The sequence below is a fragment of the Rhodothermales bacterium genome (assembly GCA_041391505.1).
Taxonomy (GTDB): Bacteria; Bacteroidota; Rhodothermia; order Rhodothermales; family JAHQVL01; genus JAWKNW01.
On sequence record JAWKNW010000002.1, the window covers coordinates 168409 to 184620 of the forward strand.

Annotated in this window: 13 protein-coding genes; 1 reads left to right on the forward strand and 12 read right to left on the reverse strand. The window is 66.0% G+C overall.

Translation table 11 applies throughout. The features are described from left to right. Window positions 1-19: 19 nt before the first annotated feature. The 11 genes from R2834_02715 to R2834_02765 form a co-directional block, all read right to left on the reverse strand. Complete coding sequence (locus R2834_02715) at window positions 20-2344, reverse strand: cation:proton antiporter (GenBank protein MEZ4699217.1); 2325 nt, start codon at window positions 2342-2344, stop codon at window positions 20-22. Between the two features lie 141 nt (window positions 2345-2485). Further along, complete coding sequence (gene galE, locus R2834_02720) at window positions 2486-3481, reverse strand: UDP-glucose 4-epimerase GalE (GenBank protein MEZ4699218.1); 996 nt, start codon at window positions 3479-3481, stop codon at window positions 2486-2488. A gap of 196 nt (window positions 3482-3677) precedes the next feature. Beyond that, on the reverse strand, window positions 3678-4754 hold the full coding sequence (locus R2834_02725) for an aldose epimerase family protein (protein ID MEZ4699219.1): 1077 nt from the start codon (window positions 4752-4754) through the stop codon (window positions 3678-3680). A gap of 148 nt (window positions 4755-4902) precedes the next feature. Continuing rightward, complete coding sequence (locus R2834_02730; protein MEZ4699220.1) at window positions 4903-5475, reverse strand: LUD domain-containing protein; 573 nt, start codon at window positions 5473-5475, stop codon at window positions 4903-4905. Continuing rightward, window positions 5472-6833 (reverse strand): lactate utilization protein B, encoded by a 1362-nt coding sequence (locus R2834_02735; GenBank protein ID MEZ4699221.1) that lies wholly within the window; start codon window positions 6831-6833, stop codon window positions 5472-5474. The genes R2834_02730 and R2834_02735 overlap by 4 nt, the downstream gene beginning before the upstream one ends. A gap of 84 nt (window positions 6834-6917) precedes the next feature. Further along, on the reverse strand, window positions 6918-7685 hold the full coding sequence (locus R2834_02740; GenBank protein ID MEZ4699222.1) for a (Fe-S)-binding protein: 768 nt from the start codon (window positions 7683-7685) through the stop codon (window positions 6918-6920). Between the two features lie 80 nt (window positions 7686-7765). Next, window positions 7766-9937: a bifunctional rhamnulose-1-phosphate aldolase/short-chain dehydrogenase gene (locus tag R2834_02745; protein ID MEZ4699223.1), complete on the reverse strand. Its 2172-nt coding sequence runs from the start codon at window positions 9935-9937 to the stop codon at window positions 7766-7768. 49 nt (window positions 9938-9986) lie between these two features. Further along, window positions 9987-11450, reverse strand: coding sequence for a rhamnulokinase family protein (locus R2834_02750; GenBank protein MEZ4699224.1), 1464 nt, complete (start codon window positions 11448-11450; stop codon window positions 9987-9989). Between the two features lie 34 nt (window positions 11451-11484). Next, window positions 11485-12768, reverse strand: a complete 1284-nt coding sequence (locus R2834_02755) for a TIM barrel protein (GenBank protein MEZ4699225.1) — start codon at window positions 12766-12768, stop codon at window positions 11485-11487. Between the two features lie 3 nt (window positions 12769-12771). Then, the gene (locus R2834_02760) at window positions 12772-12945 is read right to left on the reverse strand and encodes a hypothetical protein (GenBank protein ID MEZ4699226.1); all 174 of its coding nucleotides are present in this window, start codon (window positions 12943-12945) and stop codon (window positions 12772-12774) included. Further along, entirely contained in the window at window positions 12942-14336 is a 1395-nt protein-coding gene (locus tag R2834_02765; GenBank protein MEZ4699227.1) for a hypothetical protein, read from the reverse strand. The genes R2834_02760 and R2834_02765 overlap by 4 nt, the downstream gene beginning before the upstream one ends. A 378-nt stretch (window positions 14337-14714) precedes the next feature. Here R2834_02765 and R2834_02770 point away from each other — a divergent pair, with 378 nt between their 5' ends. Next, complete coding sequence (locus R2834_02770) at window positions 14715-15395, forward strand: DUF502 domain-containing protein (protein MEZ4699228.1); 681 nt, start codon at window positions 14715-14717, stop codon at window positions 15393-15395. Window positions 15396-15402: 7 nt separating this feature from the next. Here the strand turns inward: R2834_02770 and R2834_02775 are convergent, their stop codons facing one another. Continuing rightward, window positions 15403-16206, reverse strand: a complete 804-nt coding sequence (locus R2834_02775; GenBank protein MEZ4699229.1) for a cyclase family protein — start codon at window positions 16204-16206, stop codon at window positions 15403-15405. Window positions 16207-16212: the final 6 nt, after the last annotated feature.

Genomic DNA, 16212 nt, shown 5'->3' on the forward strand with positions numbered 1-16212 from the left:
GGCAGGCGAGGACGGCCCTTTAATGCAGCAGCAGTTCGCGCAGGGCGTCCGGACTTTCGCCTTCCATCCACTGCGGGAGGAAGGACGGGCGGTCGACGTGTCCGATGATGTGGGCGAGGATGCGCAGGTGCTGCCCGGGGCGTTCGAGGGGCGTGACCAGCAGGAGCGCCGCGAAGATGGGATCGGTGCTGCCTTCGGGGATTTCGGTGAACTCGGGGTCGGCGTGCATCTCGTCGTAGCGGATGCGCACGCCGCCGCTGCATCGTACGAGCATCAGTTCGGGGCGATCGAGGCCGGCCAGGCGGCAGTGCGGCAGGACCACGCCGCGCGTCAGGGGCGTCGCGCCAAAGCGCGTGCCCTCCTGGAGGCCGCGCAGGATGTCTTCCTCGGCCGTGCCGAGACGGCCCGCGAGCCGGCTGGCGCCTTCCTCGAGGACGCGCGAGAAGGATTCGACCTTGATCATCTCGACAAAGCCGGCCGAGCGCACCATCTCCTCATAGATGCGCTCGTCGCGCACGTCCTCCTCCTTGCGCTGCGGGGGCAGGAACGCCACGAAAACATCCCCCACCTCGGCCGTCGGCGTTTCGCCCACGACGAAGACGTCCAGACGTCCCTGCGGCTTGAGCAGGAGCAGGGGGATGACGTCGTCCTCGTACTCTTCCATCAGGGTATCGAAGTCGTCCGGCGTGTCGATGGCGAAGGCATGCAGCTCGCCGCCCTGCATGAGGCGCTGGCCCAGCGTGACGTGATCGGCCTTTTCGGAAAACAGCGGCCGGCCGCGCAGATGCAGCGGCAACATCCCGTGCCGGGTATCCCGGTCCTGCGTGCGGGAGACGAGCTGGTAGACTTCCGCGCTCTCGAACACCTCGGAAAAATGCAGCGTGGCCAGCGAGTTCACCTCGTCGTTGGGCGTCATCGCCAGCAACTTGCCGATCCCGCCCAGGTCCAGCTCGTCGAACGCCGTGTCCGACAAAGCGTCGGTGCACTGGGCGCGCACGCCCTGCTGACGCGCCTGCTCGATGTTTTTGGCATTGGCGTCGATGACGAGCACGTTGCGGCTGTGCTCCTGCACGATCTTCGCCAGCCGGATGCTCCACGCGTTCGCGCCGAGGATGAGCAGCCCCTGCGGCGCCGGCTGCGCCAGCCCCAGGCGCCGCGCCAGCGGGCTGAGCGTCAACCCGTACACCGTCACCGTACCCACGATGACGAGGAAAACGATGGGCACCAGCGCATCGATCACGCCGGGGTAGATGGGCTCCAGACGGAACGCAAACAACGAAGCCACCGCCGCCGCGACGATCCCCCGCGGCGCCAGCCACGACAGGAACAGCTTCTCGCGCCATCCGAATCGGGACTGCACCAGCGAGGTAAAAACGGCTATCGGACGCACGACGAGGATCAGGAAGGCCAGAAACAGCACCGCCCGCCAGCCGATGTAATCCAGCGCACTGATCTCCAGCCGGGCGCTGAGCAGGATGAACAGGGTCGCGATCAGCAGCACCTGGAGATCCTCCTTGAATTCGGTGATCCGCCTCACCGACACATAGGGCTGGTTGGCCAGCATGATCCCCATGAGCGTCGAGGTCAGCAGGCCCGATTCTTCCTGGAGGATGTTGGATAACTCGAAGGTGGCCAGGACGAGCATCAACGCGAAGGGGTTGAGCAGATAGTCCGGCACCAGCCGCCGGCGCAGGATGAGCAGCATCAGCGCCGCGCCGGTGATGCTCACGCCCAGGCTCACAAAAAACACGTTGAAGAGGCCGGCCAGGGCTTCCCAGACCGCCTCGCTGACGTGTTCGGCCTCGGCGCCGTTGAGCAGCACGATCGCCTCGAGAACGAGCACCGCCAGGATGGCGCCGGCGGGGTCGACGGTGATGCCCTCCCAGCGCGCAATGATGCCCACGCGACCGCTCGGCCGCACATGGCGCAGGAGCGGAATGACCACGGTAGGACCGGTCACGGTCAGGATGGCGCCGATCTGGATCGCCATCCCGATGTTGAAACCGGCGATGTAATGCGCCCCGAGACTCGCCAGCACCCACGTCACCAGCACCCCGACCGTGATCAGGCTCACGACGGCCGCCCCGACTTCCCGCAGGTCGCTCACCTTGAGGCTCAGCCCGCCCTCGAACAGAATCACCCCGATGGCGAGCGAAACGAACGCAAACACCCACTCGCCCTGCAGCGAGGCCGGCGACAGAAAACCCGTGACGGGGCCGGCCAGAAACCCCAGCAACAGCAGCAGCAGGATCGATGGCACCCGGACACGCCATGCAAGCCATTGCGCCCCGATACCGAGCACGAAGATGCTTACAATACCGAGAAGAATTTGCTCTACGGACACGACGAAGGGGGTCTACAGACGAAGAAGGACCGAACGAACCCGCCCGGGCCGTTCGGGCTCCATAATACGCAAAAGAGACCACGTTGCCGTGTTAATCCTTCGTGCAGGCGCGCGCCGATCCGGAGGTGCTCCGGCGCCGTTTCAGGCCGCCACGGCACGCTTCTCAAAGCCATGCGGATGCGCCCTGTGCCAGGCCCACGCGCTTTCCAGGATCTGCCGGAGTTCGGGGTACGCCGGCTTCCACCCGAGCTCGCGCCGCACCCGGTCGCTGCCGGCGATCAGTGTCGCCGGATCGCCCGGACGCCGCGGCCCGATCTGGACGGGTATCGGATGGCCGGTCACCTCTCGTGCGGCCTCCACGACCTCCAGGATGCTGAATCCGTTGCCGTTGCCGAGGTTATAGGTGCGGCTACCGGCGTCCAGTGCACGAAGCGCCAGGATATGCGCCTGCGAGAGGTCCTTGATATGGACATAGTCGCGCACGCACGTCCCGTCGGGCGTGTCGTAGTCGTTCCCGTAGATCACCACATGATCCCGCTGCCCCAGCGCCACCTGCAGCACGATCGGGATGATGTGGGTTTCGGGGGTATGATCCTCGCCGTGATCGGCCGAGACCGCCCCGCACGCATTGAAGTAGCGCAGCGCGGCGTACCGCATGCCATAGACGCGGTCCATCCAGTGCAGCATCCGCTCCAGGATGTACTTCGACTCGCCGTACGGGCTGCCCGGCACGATCGGGGCCTCGGGCTCGATCGGCATCACCTCGGCGGCGCCGAACAGATTGGCCGTCGATGAGAGGATGAACTTGCGGACCCCGTGCGCGATGGCGCTCTCCAGAAGGTTCAACCCGTTCCGGATGTTGTCACCCAGATAGAGAAACGGCTTTTCCATCGACTCGCCCACCAGCGTGTGCGAGGCGAAATGCATGATGGCGTCGGGGCGATGCGCCGCCATCGTGTCGTCCACCAGGGCGCGGTCGGCGAGGTCGCCCTCGACGAACACGGCGTCCGGATGGACGGCGGCGCGGTGGCCCTGGTACAGGTTGTCCAGCACGACGACGGCATCGCCGGCTTCGATGAGATCGCGAACCGCCGTGCTGCCGATATACCCGGCTCCGCCGGTGACGAGTATCTTCATGAGATGCCCTCTGGGATATGTTTCCGTGATGTGCGCCGGAACGATGGCCGGCAGGCGTCCACGCGGCCGGCGGGGAAAGAGGGGAAGTGCTGCCCGGATCTTCGATTCCGGAAAACGAACGCGCCCCGCCGCGAGCGGACGACTGGCAGTCGTCACATCGCGGCGGGGCGACGAAAGTTGCGGTGACGCGGACGCGTCAGCGCGTCGAGAACGTGAACGTGGTCGTGGTCCGGTACACCTGGCCCGGATCGAGCCGCGTCGAGGGGAAATCCGGCTTGTTCGGCGAGTCCGGAAAATGCTGCGTTTCGAGGCACAGCCCGTGGCGGAAGTCGTACGGCGTGCCGTCCGGAGCCTTGTACGCGCCGTCGAGGAAGTTGCCGGTGTAGAACTGCACACCGGGTTCGGTCGTGCGGACCGTCAGCACGCGGCCCGTGGACGGGGCATAGACTTCGGCGGCCAGCTGGAGCCCGTCGCCGTTCCGGTTGAGCACGAAGTTGTGGTCGTAGCCGCGGCCATAGGCGATCTGCTGGTTGTCCGCATCGATGCGCTCGCCGATCCGGTGCGCGGTGGTAAAATCGAACGGCGTGCCGGCCACGGGCGCGAGTTCGCCCGTCGGGATGAGGTTCTCATCCACCGGCGTGTACCGGTCGGCATTGATACGGATTTCGTGGTCGAGGATCGGCGTCTTCCCGCCGTCCTTCAGGTTGAAATAGGTGTGGTTCGTGAGGTTGACGACGGTCGGCTTGTCGGTCCGCGCCTCGTAGTCGAGCCGCAGCGTGTTGTCGTCGGTCAGCGTGTAGGTCACCTTCGCATCCAGCGTCCCCGGATACCCTTCCTCGCCGTCGGCGCTCCGGTACGAGAACTCGATCGCGACGCCGTCTTCCACGTTGATCGGCGTGGCGTCCCACAGCTGCTTGTCGAATCCCTTGAGCCCGCCATGCAGGCTGTTCGGGCCGTTGTTGATGGGCAGGTTGTAGGTAGTCCCGTCCAGCGTGAACGAGCCTTTCCCGATGCGGTTGGCATACCGGCCGGCCACGGCGCCGAAGAACGGGCTACCGCCCAGATAGGCGTCGAGGTTGTCGTAACCGAGCGTCACCTCCCCCATCGCCCCCTTGCGGTCGGGCACCTTGATCGAGGTGATGATGGCGCCGTACGCCGTCAGCTGCACCTCCATCCCCCGGGTATTGACCAGCGTGTAGAGGCCGACGTTGCGGCCGTCGGGCATGGTGCCGTAGGACGTGCTGATGATTTTGGGCAGATCGGTCGAAGACATATCGTCAGAGGATTGACAACTTGCTACGAGAAGGCTGCCGGCCAGGAGGACGGCGTACGAAGTGATGGCGCGACGTTTCATCGAGGTTGGATGCAGGTGGTCGGGTGAGGACGACGGCATGTTACGATACCCCGAGCAATTCTGCCAATCACACGAGCAGGACGAGCAGGCTCCGCGGCCCGTGCGCTCCAAGAACGAGGGATTGTTCGATATCGGCCGTCTTCGACGGGCCGGCGATGAAGGCGCCGAAGCCGTCCTCGTCGATCCGGACGGCGGCATAGGCCGCGTGCATGTCGGCGACCAGCGCGCCGGCGTCCAGCACGATGACCAGATGCTGCGCGAGGAAGGGCGCGGCCCGGTGCACCATCCGCCGCTCGGGCATCCAGACGGCGCCGTTTTCCACGACGCCCAGCACGCCTTCGAGGACGAGCACGTCGACCGGGGCCAGATCGTGCGGGTCGGCTATCGCATCGAGCGAAAGCGTGCCGGCGATCTCGGGCACTGCGGAAGCCACGACCTTCGCGTCCGGGTAGACCCGCCGCACGGCGTCGGCGATGCCGGCGCGCGCGACCTGCTCGGCGCGGCCGCCGATGGCGGCAACGGTCTCCATGAAGGCCGAGACGTCCGTGCTCGACGAAAACGGCGCGACAGAACCGGGCAGCGGCGTCGCCGCCGGCTTGTGGGCGCGCACGGCGCTGAGGATGGCATCGCGGCTGTTCATGTCGCTCTCCTGTTCTTGCGGTACCACTGCTGAAAACTCGTCGTCGCCGGCCCGGGCCACTCCCGATCCCGCCCCCAGGGCAGACGGCGGGTGATCCAGCCGGGCGCGACCCGCAGCAGGCGCCGCCCGATCGCGCCGGCCCACGAGAGCCGGCCGGCGCTGCGCAGCACCCATCCACCCATCTTCATCCCCATCGTTTTCCCCGCCGGCAGATGGCCGGCCTGCACGACGAGCTGCCGCCAGCGATACAGCTGTTCGTGGATATCGATCTTGACCGGGCAGACGTCGCTGCACGACCCGCACAGCGTCGATGCAAACGGCAGGTCGGCGTGTTTCTGCAGATCCTTGCCGGGCGAAAGGATCGCGCCGATGGGTCCCGGGATCGTGGCCTGGTAGCTGTAGCCCCCGCTCCGGCGGTAAATGGGGCAGGTGTTCAGGCAGGCGCCGCAGCGGATGCATTTAAGGGACCGCCAGAAATCGGGCCGGCTCAGCTGCTCGGTGCGGCCGTTGTCCACCAGCACCACGTGCAGCTCGGTCCCCGGCCTCGGGCGGGAGAAGTGCGACGTGTACACTGTCATGTGCTGCCCCGTGGCGCTGCGCGCCAGGAGCCGGGTAAACACGCCGAGGTCCTCGGCCCGGGGGATCAGCTTCTCGATGCCCATGCACGCGATGTGCACGCGCGCCAGGTGCACGCCCAGATCCGCGTTGCCCTCGTTGGTGCATACGACGAACCCGCCCGTCTCCGCCACCGCGAAGTTGACGCCGGTGATGGCCGCCTCCGCCCCCAGAAACCGGCTGCGGAGATGCTGGCGGGCGACTTCCGTGAGGTATTTCGGATCGGTCGCGCCGGCCTCCGAACCCAGCCTTTCGTGAAACAGCACGCCGATGTCTTCCTTCTTGAGGTGGATCGCCGGCATGACGATGTGGCTCGGGGGCTCCTCGAGCAGCTGCACGATGCGTTCGCCCAGATCGGTATCCACCACCTCCAGGCCGGCGGCTTCGAGATACGGATTCAGGTGGCACTCCTCGGTGAGCATCGACTTGCTCTTGACCAGGCGCTGCACGCCGTGCCGCTGGAGAATGTCGAGCACGATCCGGTTGTGCTCCGCCGCGTCGCGCGCCCAGTGCACCTGGATGCCGTTCGCCACCGCCCGGGCCTCGAATCGTTCGAGATAGGTGTCCAGGTTCGTCAGTGTGTGCTCCTTGATCTCCGAAGCGCGTTCGCGGAGCGCTTCCCACTCGGGCACGCTCTGGCTCGCCCGGTCCCGCTTCGCGCGAACGAACCAGATCGACTCGTCGTGCCAGTCGGTGCGGGCCTCATCGGCGATAAATCGGGCGGCGGCTTCGGAATGGGACACAGGGATGGCTCAGGGCAAAATGAAACATGCAAAATGAATGCAAGGGCATCGATTAGCACAAATCGATGGAGGCAAGCCTCCCAATTACGGACCTGGAACCTGCACCCTGGAACCTGCAACCTGCCCCGCAAGAATCTCCGCGACATGCAGGAAGCGGACCGGGCGACGCTCGCGCCGGCCGAGACCCTGCAGGTGCATCAGGCACGACATGTCGGTCCCTGTGATCACTTCCACGCCGTGACGCGCGTGATCGTTGAGCCGGTCGCGCCCCATCTTGACAGAGAGGGCTTCCTCGTTGACCGCAAAGGTGCCGCCGAACCCGCAGCATTCGTCGGATCGGTCGAGATCGACCAGTTCGATGCCCTCCACCATCTCGAGGAGCTGCCGCGGCTTGCTGTAGGCCGGCTCGTTCCGTTCCGAGCTTTTGCCCAGCCGCAGCCCGCGCAGCCCGTGACAGCTTTCATGGATGCCCACCCGGTGCGGAAAGCGCGCATCGAGCCGGTCCACCCGGAGCACATCCACCAGAAACTGGCACAGCTCGTAGGTCCGGTCGTGCAGACGCTGCACCATCGCCGCGTCGCCCAGGCCGCCAAAATGCTCCTTGACATGCAGGACGCAGCTGCCCGACGGCGAAACGATATAATCGAACCGCCCGAACGTGTCCGCGAACCCCTCCATGATGGGGAGGCTCTGCGCCTCGAAGCCGGCATTCGCCAGCGGCTGTCCGCAGCACGTCTGGTTCTCCGGCACGGCGACCGTGCACCCGAGCCGCTCCAGCAATCCCAGCGTCGCGATCGCGACGCCCGGATAAAACTGGTCGATGTAGCAGGGCACGAAGAGGGCTACGTTCATGGTTTCATGTTTAAGGCTCAAGGTTCAAGGATCTGACGTCTCCTTGAACCTTGAACATAGAACCTTAAACCGTTCCGGCGTTACCGCCGGAAGGCATCCGCCAGCCCGCCATCGACATTGATGATCTGGCCGGTGGTTTTGGCGAGCCGGTCGCTGGCCAGGAGGAAGATGGCCTCCGACTGGTCGGCCGGAGTGATGGCTTTTTTGGTCAGGGTGCGCTGGCTGTAGAAGCCCGCGAGCTTGTCGCGCAGCGCTTCGGTGGTCTCGCGGTCGCTCCATTCGATCCCGTATTTGATCAGGGAGGCGATGACGCGGTCGCGCGGAAACATGGCGCTGCCGGCGACGACCGTGGCCGGCGCGACGCCGTTGACGCGCACCAGCGGCGCCAGCTCGATCGCGAGCTCGCGGATCAGGTGGTCCGATGCGGCCTTGCTGGCGTCGTAGGCGATGCTGCCGCGCTTGGCGACGACGGCGTTGACGCTGGTGGTGATGACCATGCTGCCGGACAGCCCCTGCGCCCGCCAGATGCCGGCGGCTTCCTCGGCGGCGATATTCGGGCCCATCGTGTTGACGGCGAAGGTCTTGGCCCACAGCTCGTCCGGGATCCGCCCCGACGCGTCGGGGGCGACGTACAGGCCGGCGGTAAAGATCACGAGGTCGATGCCGCCGTAGGCCAGCACCGTCTGCCGCAGCGCGGCGGCCACCGAGGCGCGGTTGGTCGCGTCGGCGGCCACGCCGATCGCGTCGCCGCAGCCCGAGATGCCGGTGCCGGCCACGCCGATCCCGAGGCCGACGCGGTCCAGGATGTCCAGAGCGGTCTGTTCGGCGGCCGCCTGCTGCAGATCTACCGACGCCACGACGGCGCCCTCGGCCACGAGCCGGCCGGCGACTTCCTTCCCGATCCCGCTGCCGGCGCCGAAGACGACGGCGATCCGGCGCGACAGCTCCTTCTCGCGCGGCATCCGCTTCAGTTTGGCCTCCTCGAGCGCCCAGTACTCGATGTCGAACGCCTCCTGACGGGGCAGCGCCGTGTAACGGTCCACCGCCTCCGCCCCGCGCATGACCTCGACGGCGCACTTGTAGAACTCGGCCGTGACGCGGGATTCGCTTTTGGTCTTGCCCCACGCGACCATGCCCAGGCCCGGGATGAGCACGACCGTCGGGCTGCCGCCGCGCATCGCCGGCGAATCGGGGCGTTTGCAGGCGTTGTAATAGGCCGCGTAGTCATTCTGGTAGGCGGCGATGCCGTCTACGAGTTTCTGCTTGAGCGCATCGACCGACTCGCTGGCGGGGTCCCAGTCGATGTACATCGGCTTGATCTTGGTGCGCAGGAAGTGGTCCGGGCACGAGGTGCCGAGTTCGGCGAGGCGGGGGGCGCCGACGGCGTTGACAAAATCGAGCACGGCCGGATCGGCCTCGACGGTGGCGATCATGCGGTGCTCCTGCGCGAGCCGGCCACGGAGCCACGGCAGCAGGCCGGCGAGGATCTCCTCGCGATCGGCATCCGCCATCGGCTTGAATTTCGCGCCGCCGAACACCGCCTGGCCGTTGTCGCGCGCGGCGAGAAACGCCGCCGCCTTGTCGATCAGTTCGAGGCTGAGCAGGTAACACGCCTTGTCGTCGTCCGCCCAGTTGATGAGGCCGTGGCCGCCCAGCATGACGCCCCGTGCGCTCGGATGCGCGCGGCATACCTCCTGCAGGGTGAGCCCGAGTTCAAAACCGGGGCGCTGCCAGTCGACCCAGATCACGTCGTCGCCGTACACCTCGCGCGTGAGCGCCGGCCCGTTCTGGGCGGTCGCCAGCGCGATGCACGCCACCGGGTGGGTGTGGTCGACATGCTTGAACGGCACGAAGCTGTGCAGCGGCGTATCGATCGACGAGGCGCGGGGGTTCAGGTTGAACGTGCAATGGCGGTACATGTCCACCATGGCGTCTTCCGCCGGCGTTTTGGGGCCGCGGGGGGTCATGCCGGCGTACACGTCCTGGAGGGCAATCAGCCGATCCTGATACAGCGACGCAAAGTTTTCCCGCTTCGACGTGCGCAGGTCGCCGCCCGACCCTTTCACCCAAAGGACCTCGACCGTCTCGCCGGTCATGGGGTCCGTTTCGGCCAGTTTGGCGGAGGTATTGCCGCCGCCGGTGTTTGTGATCCGCCAATCTTGGCCGAGCAGGTTGGAGCGATAGACGAGGCGTTCGACAGGGTCGAGACGATTCGCAACGGCGTCGTCCCAGAGGTTTTGCACGTGTTTCAAGTTCATATCGTCTGAAGGGCGGACGGCCGTCCGCCCGTACGGGAGCAAGTCAGGATTTCGGGGAGCGGGCAGCCGTCTGCCCGTACGTGGCGAGGTCGGAGGACCGCGCAGCCGCTTCGTGGAGGCTGAGGTCCGCCGGCAGGTCGCCCATGGCGCGCGCCTGGATGAGCAGGTTGCCCAGCGCGGTCGCCTCGGCGGGGCCGGCGACGACGCGCCGGCCACACGCAGCCGCGGTGCAGGCGCACAGCAAGTCGTTTTGCGATCCACCACCGAACAGATGAATCGTGTCGATAGTTTCGCCCAGCACGTCCTCCAGGTCGAGCAGCGCGCGCCGATAGCTGTCGGCGATGCTTTCCAGCACGATGCGGGCGAGGACGCCGCGCGAAGCCGGGTCGGGCAGGCCGCGTTCGGTCAGCCAGCCGCGCAGGCGCGCCTCCATGCCGCCCCGCGCCAGGAACCGGTCGTCCTCGAGCGTGATGAGCGCCGGCGCCGGTCCGGCCGCGCGGGCTTCCTCGATCAGCGCCGCCCAGCTCAGCGCCTGCCCCGCCTCGTTCCATTCGCGCATGCACTCCTGGAGCGACCAGAGTCCGGTCAGGTTTTTCAGGAATCGGATGGTGCCATCGACGCCGGCCTCATGCGTGTAGCCCGCACGCCGGGCCGCTTCCGTCACGAGCGGCGCCGTCCGCTCGACGCCGAGGAGCGACCAGGTGCCGCAGCTGATGTAGGCCCAATGCCCGGATGCCGGCGTGGCGGGCGCGGCGGCGACGGCGCATCCGGTGTCGTGCGAACAGGTGGCCACGACCTGCACGCCCGGGTCCGCATGCAGGGGTCCGAGCACGGTCCCCGACGGGACGATCTCCGTCCACTGCCGCGCGTCGAGCCCGAAGGCGTCCATCAGGGGCCGGGCCCATCGCGGACGGCCGGCCTCCATCATCTGGCTGGTGCTCGCGATCGAGATTTCCGTCTTGAGAACACCGCAAAGCCGGTAGTGGAGATAATCCGCCAGAAACGCGTGCCGATGCACGCGGCGCAGCGCCTCGGGATCGGAGGCCTGATCGGCCAGCACCTGGTAGAGGGTATTGAAGGGCAAAAACTGGATGCCCGTCTGCCGGTAGATCTCCGCCGCCGGCACGACCCCGAAGGCGCGATCCATCATCCCGTGGGTGCGCGTGTCGCGGTAGCAGAACGGCCGGCGCAGCGGCCGGTCGTCCGCATCCAGCGGCACATAATCCACGCCCCAGGCATCGACGGAGACCGAGCGCAGCGCATCGGTGGCGTCCCGCGCGGTGCGGAAGCCGGCTTCGAGTTCGCGTTCGATGGTATCCAGATCCCAGTACAGCCGCTCGCCTTCCTCGACGATCGGCGTGACAAACCGGTGCACCTCTTCCAGATGCATCCGCTCCCCGTCCCAGATACCCAGCAGGGCCCGACTGCTCGACGCGCCGAGGTCGAATGCGAGATAGGCGGGGAGCGCGCGTTTCGAGGAGACGGACGAAAGGGCCTGAGGCATCATGATCGGGCGCTACGCGGCATGCATCCTCACGCCGTCACAGACTCTGGGGCGGCACATAGGCCGCGCTGTGACGCGATTCCGCGACCGCCTCACGGTACCCGGAATGCCGGAAGGCGAGCAGCGGATCGATGGCTCCGCCGGCGCGCCGGCGCGCCTCGGCGATCAGCGGGCGCACATCCGTTTCGAACGCGGTCTTCAGCGTCATTTCGGCCATCAGGACGTCGTTGGCGTCCTGATAGGCCGCCAGCGCCTCGCGGTCCACGAGGAGCGCCTTGGCATAGGCGCGCTGGAGCTCCTGCACGCTCTGCAGGAGCGCCTCGATCGGATCCTTGAGGTTGTGGCTCTGGTCGAGCATGTACGCCGGCCGGAAGTTCGGCACCCGGTCGTGCGCCGCATCCACGAGTTCGTTGAAGACCAGGAAGAGCTGGTAGGGCCGGATGGAGCCCGTCGTCAGGTCGTCGTCGCCGTACTTGGAGTCGTTGAAGTGGAAGCCGCCCAGCTTGCCGGCCCCGATCAGCCGCGCGACGATCTGCTCGATGTTCGCATTGGGCAGATGGTGCCCCAGATCCACCAGACAGAACGCCCGCTCGCCGAGCGCCGACGCGAGGAGGTAGGACGAACCCCAGTCCTGCACGACGGTCGAATAAAAAGCCGGCTCGTAGGGTTTGTGTTCGGTAAAGATCCGCCAGTCGGCGGGAAGGTGTGCGTAGATCGCGTGGAGGCTGGTGAGCGTGCGGTCGAAGCTCTTCCGGAGGCTCGATTGCCCCGGGAAGTTGCTCCCGTCGGCCAGCCAGACGGTGATCGCGTCCGACCCCAGCGTCTTGCCGACGTCGATGACGTGCAGGTGATGATCGATCGCCTGGCGGCGGACGTCGGCGCTCGTGTGGCAGAGCGAGCCGAACTTGTAGCTGTGTTCCTGGCCGGCCTGATCCTGGAAGGTGTTCGAGTTCACCGCGTCGAAGCCCAGCCCGAGCGCGTCGGCGTGGGCCTTGAGGGCCGCCGGGTCCTCCGGCTCGTCCCACGGGATGTGGAGCGACACCTTCGAGCAGGATCGCATCAGCTGGTGGATCAGCGCGATGTCCTCCATCTTCTCGTAGATGTCGCGCGGCTCGCCGATGCCGGGAAAGCGGCCGAAGCGCGTGCCGCCGGTGCCGAGCGCCCACGACGGGATCGCGACCTCGAAGTGTTGTACCGCCTCGATGATGGCGTCCAGGCTCACGCCCTGGCGCGCGAGTTGGTCGCCGAGATACCGGATGTCGGCATCATGGCCGACCTGCAGGCCGGCGTTCTGCCGCGCAATAAAATCTGCATGCAACATGGGTCACCCCTTTTTCTCAGTCATCCAGATCGGCGCGCTGCCAAACCAGAGCACCGTGCCGATCAGCATCAGGGTCGTGTGCTGCTCGATGGACATCGAGCCGCCGAAGACGAGGAACGCCGGCACGACCGTCAACCCGAGCCCGACCGCCGATACGATTTTTGCTATGCCTTTCATACCGTTTGTTGGATCGTGTTGTTCGATGTACGCTTCTGCTGCACCCGGCTCAGGCCGATGTAGATGATCGTGGCGATAAACCACCCCGGCAGGCCCTTGAAGAAGATCTCGATCGGGAGCAGGAAGCAGATGAGCAGGGTGACGCCCCAGCTGAGCGCTGCCGGCCAGCTGAACGAGAGCCCTTTCCATTCCGCGAAGTTGGACTGCAACCCGAGCCAGGGCAGGAGCCAGAAGTCGGCGAAGATGACCGCGCCCATCGGCATGAGGAGCAGGCCGTAGAGGGCGACGAAGTCGAGCAGTTGCATCATCAGCGCCGGGAACAGCGCCGCGATGGTGGTGATGCCGCCGACCGCGAGCGTGACCTTCCACCGCTCCCAGTTCGGCGAGATCGTCTGAAGCGCGAGGCCAGCCCGGTAGATGGTCGGGTTCGCCGTCGTCCACCCGGCGATGATGACGCAGATCGCGCCGGCGATGCCGGCGCCGAGGAACGCGATCGGACCGGGGGTGATCTCGCTGCCGTTCTGAATCGCGAGGGCGACCAGGATGCCCGACGCGATCCACGCGACGTAGTGGCCCAGGTACATGCCGAACGCGCTGAAGAATCCGTATTTCCAGGATTTGGCGTACCGGAGCAGCGTCATGTCCGCCATGCCGATGTGCATGGCCATGTTGGCGAACCAGGCGAAGAACATCACATGCCAGAACGTGAAGTGCACGCGGCCTTCCTGCGGCACGCCCGTCCAGATCTTGGTCTGCGCCACCTGCCAGAATTCGCCCGGGGAATGCACGCCGAGCTGCGGGAGCACCGCCACGCCGGCGGCGACGAAGACGAGAAACATCCAGGGGGCGGCGATCTTCGAGAAGGTGGCGATTTTTTCAAACCCCAGGATCGCCAGCGCCGTCACGACCGTTCCCACCAGCAGCACGACGACGACCCAGCCGGCCGAGTTGGGGTAGACGTCGGTCAGGCTCGGCATGTCCATCCCGAACGGCAGCCCGACGGCCGTCGCGGCCACCGAAATCATCGACCCCGCCAGGAAGCAAAACATCAGCGCATTCACGATGTTGTAGGCGAAGAGCAGATACGGGCCGGCAATCTTGCGCAGCTGCCAGTACAGATTCAGCCGGGTGCGCGTGGCGATGGGCGCCGTGATGAAGGCCCAGCTGAGCACGGCGAGCAGGTTGCCCACCAGCAGGCCGAGAAAGAGGTCGCCGGCGGCCACCCCGTGCGCGACAAACAGGGGGCCGATGACGAATTCCGTGCCGGCCACATGCTCCCCGGCATAAATGCCGATAAAACTGGATGCGCCCTGGAGACGGCCTTCGGATACCGGCTCGCGGTCGAATTCGTAGAGCGCGTCGAGCCGCTCGGCGACGGAGGATGTAGCCATTCGAATACAGATTGCTCCTGATGAGGACAACGAGGAAACCGGTGGGCGCCGGCTCTGGTGGGTCAGTCGAACATAAATGATAGATTGGTGATTGCCAAGAACCGGAGGCCGTGAGGATCAAACTTGACGGAATGGGCGCGTAGCCTGCGGAAACGTGTCTGAACGGTCGATACCCGGTACTGGATGGGGCGAGTTTGGCATTGTATTGGGACTTTCAGACCGCCACCGGATGTGAAGTGTCTGAAAAAATTGAATGGAGACGGTACATTTTTCATCCGTCAGGTGTCTAGTTCGTTACATGAACGTACCAACCTGTCGCCGCAGACCCAAAGGGTTTTCAAAACCCTTCGGGTCTCGGGCAGGCAGCCCGAAAACTCGATGAAACGACTTCGCAACTTCTTCCTCACCGGCCTGCTCACCCTGTTGCCGATGTGGCTCGTTTGGATCGTGTTCAAGTTCGTCTTCGGCGTCCTGTCCGACGTGAGCAAGCCGCTCGTGGAGCCGATCCTCAACGTGATCGCGGAGTCTCACCCCGACCTGTTCTCCTGGCTCAACGAACCCGCCATCATGACCCTGGTCGCCCTGTTCGGGACGATCCTGCTCATCCTCTTCGTCGGCGCCCTGGCCCGCCGCGTCATCGGGCAGCGCCTCATCGCCCTCTTCGAGAAGTTCATCACGCGCATCCCGCTCGTCAACACCATCTACGGCTCCACGCGCCAGCTGCTCGACCTGCTCCAGACCAAACCCGGCAGCACCCAGCGCGTCGTACTCATCGATTTCCCGCACTCGGAGATGAAATCGGTCGGCCTCGTCACCCGAACCCTGCGCGACAAGCACACAGGCCGCGAACTGGCCGCGGTGTATGTGCCTACCACCCCCAACCCGACCTCGGGCTATCTCGAGGTCGTTCCCGTCGAGCTGCTTACGCCGACGGACTGGACGGTGGACGAGGCGATGGCCTTCATCATCTCGGGCGGCGCCGTGAGTCGCAAGGAGATCCCGTTCTCGCGCAAGGATTCGCACCGCAAGGAAGAGGAGCCGGTCGCCTCGGCCGCCTGACGCCGGCTCACTCGCCGGCCGGCACGTGCGCCACGATGCGCAGCGGCCCGCCGCTGCCACCCTTGATCTTCATCGGCAGCGCCACGACAAACGCCCCGACCTCCGGCAGCTGATCCAGGTTCGCCACATTCTCAAAGGCGGCCACATTCTCCGCAAACAGCGTCTGATGCGTCTCAAAAAGCGTCGATTGCCCGAAATCGATGCTCGGCGTATCGATGCCCACGGCGTGGATGTACCGGTTGGCGAGGAGCCAGCGCGCCGTCTCGGGATGGATGCCGGGGAAGTGCAGGTTCGCCACGCCCTCCGCCCCGCGAAGGGTCGTGCCCATGTACTGCTGCGCATCCGGCCAGTACCGGCCGTACCCGGTGCGGAACAGGAGGATGGCCTTATCGGGCAGCTGGCCATGGCGCGCCTCCCACGCCGTCACGTCGTCCACCCCGATCTGGTAGTCGCGGTCCGCCAGCGCCTTGTCCGACACGTCGATCACAAACGCCGGCCCGATCGTGTGCTTGAGCGGGATCTGCTCGGTAGACTGCTTGCCCTCCGCAAAATGCACCGGGGCGTCGAGGTGCGTCCCGCCGTGTTCGGCAGTCGAGATCGCGAACGCCGAATAATAAAAACCGGCCTCCGTCACCCCGGCGCTGACGGTGTCGATGCGAAAGGGTTCGGCCGTCGGCCAGTACAGTGTTTCGTCCGAGAAGGCGTATGAAAGATCGATCCACTCGCCGGCGAAGGGATCGGAAGGCGCCGGGGGCTGGCAGCCGGCCGCGAGGACCAGCACCACCAGCGAGGCGATTGCGTTGCGTAGCATAACGGT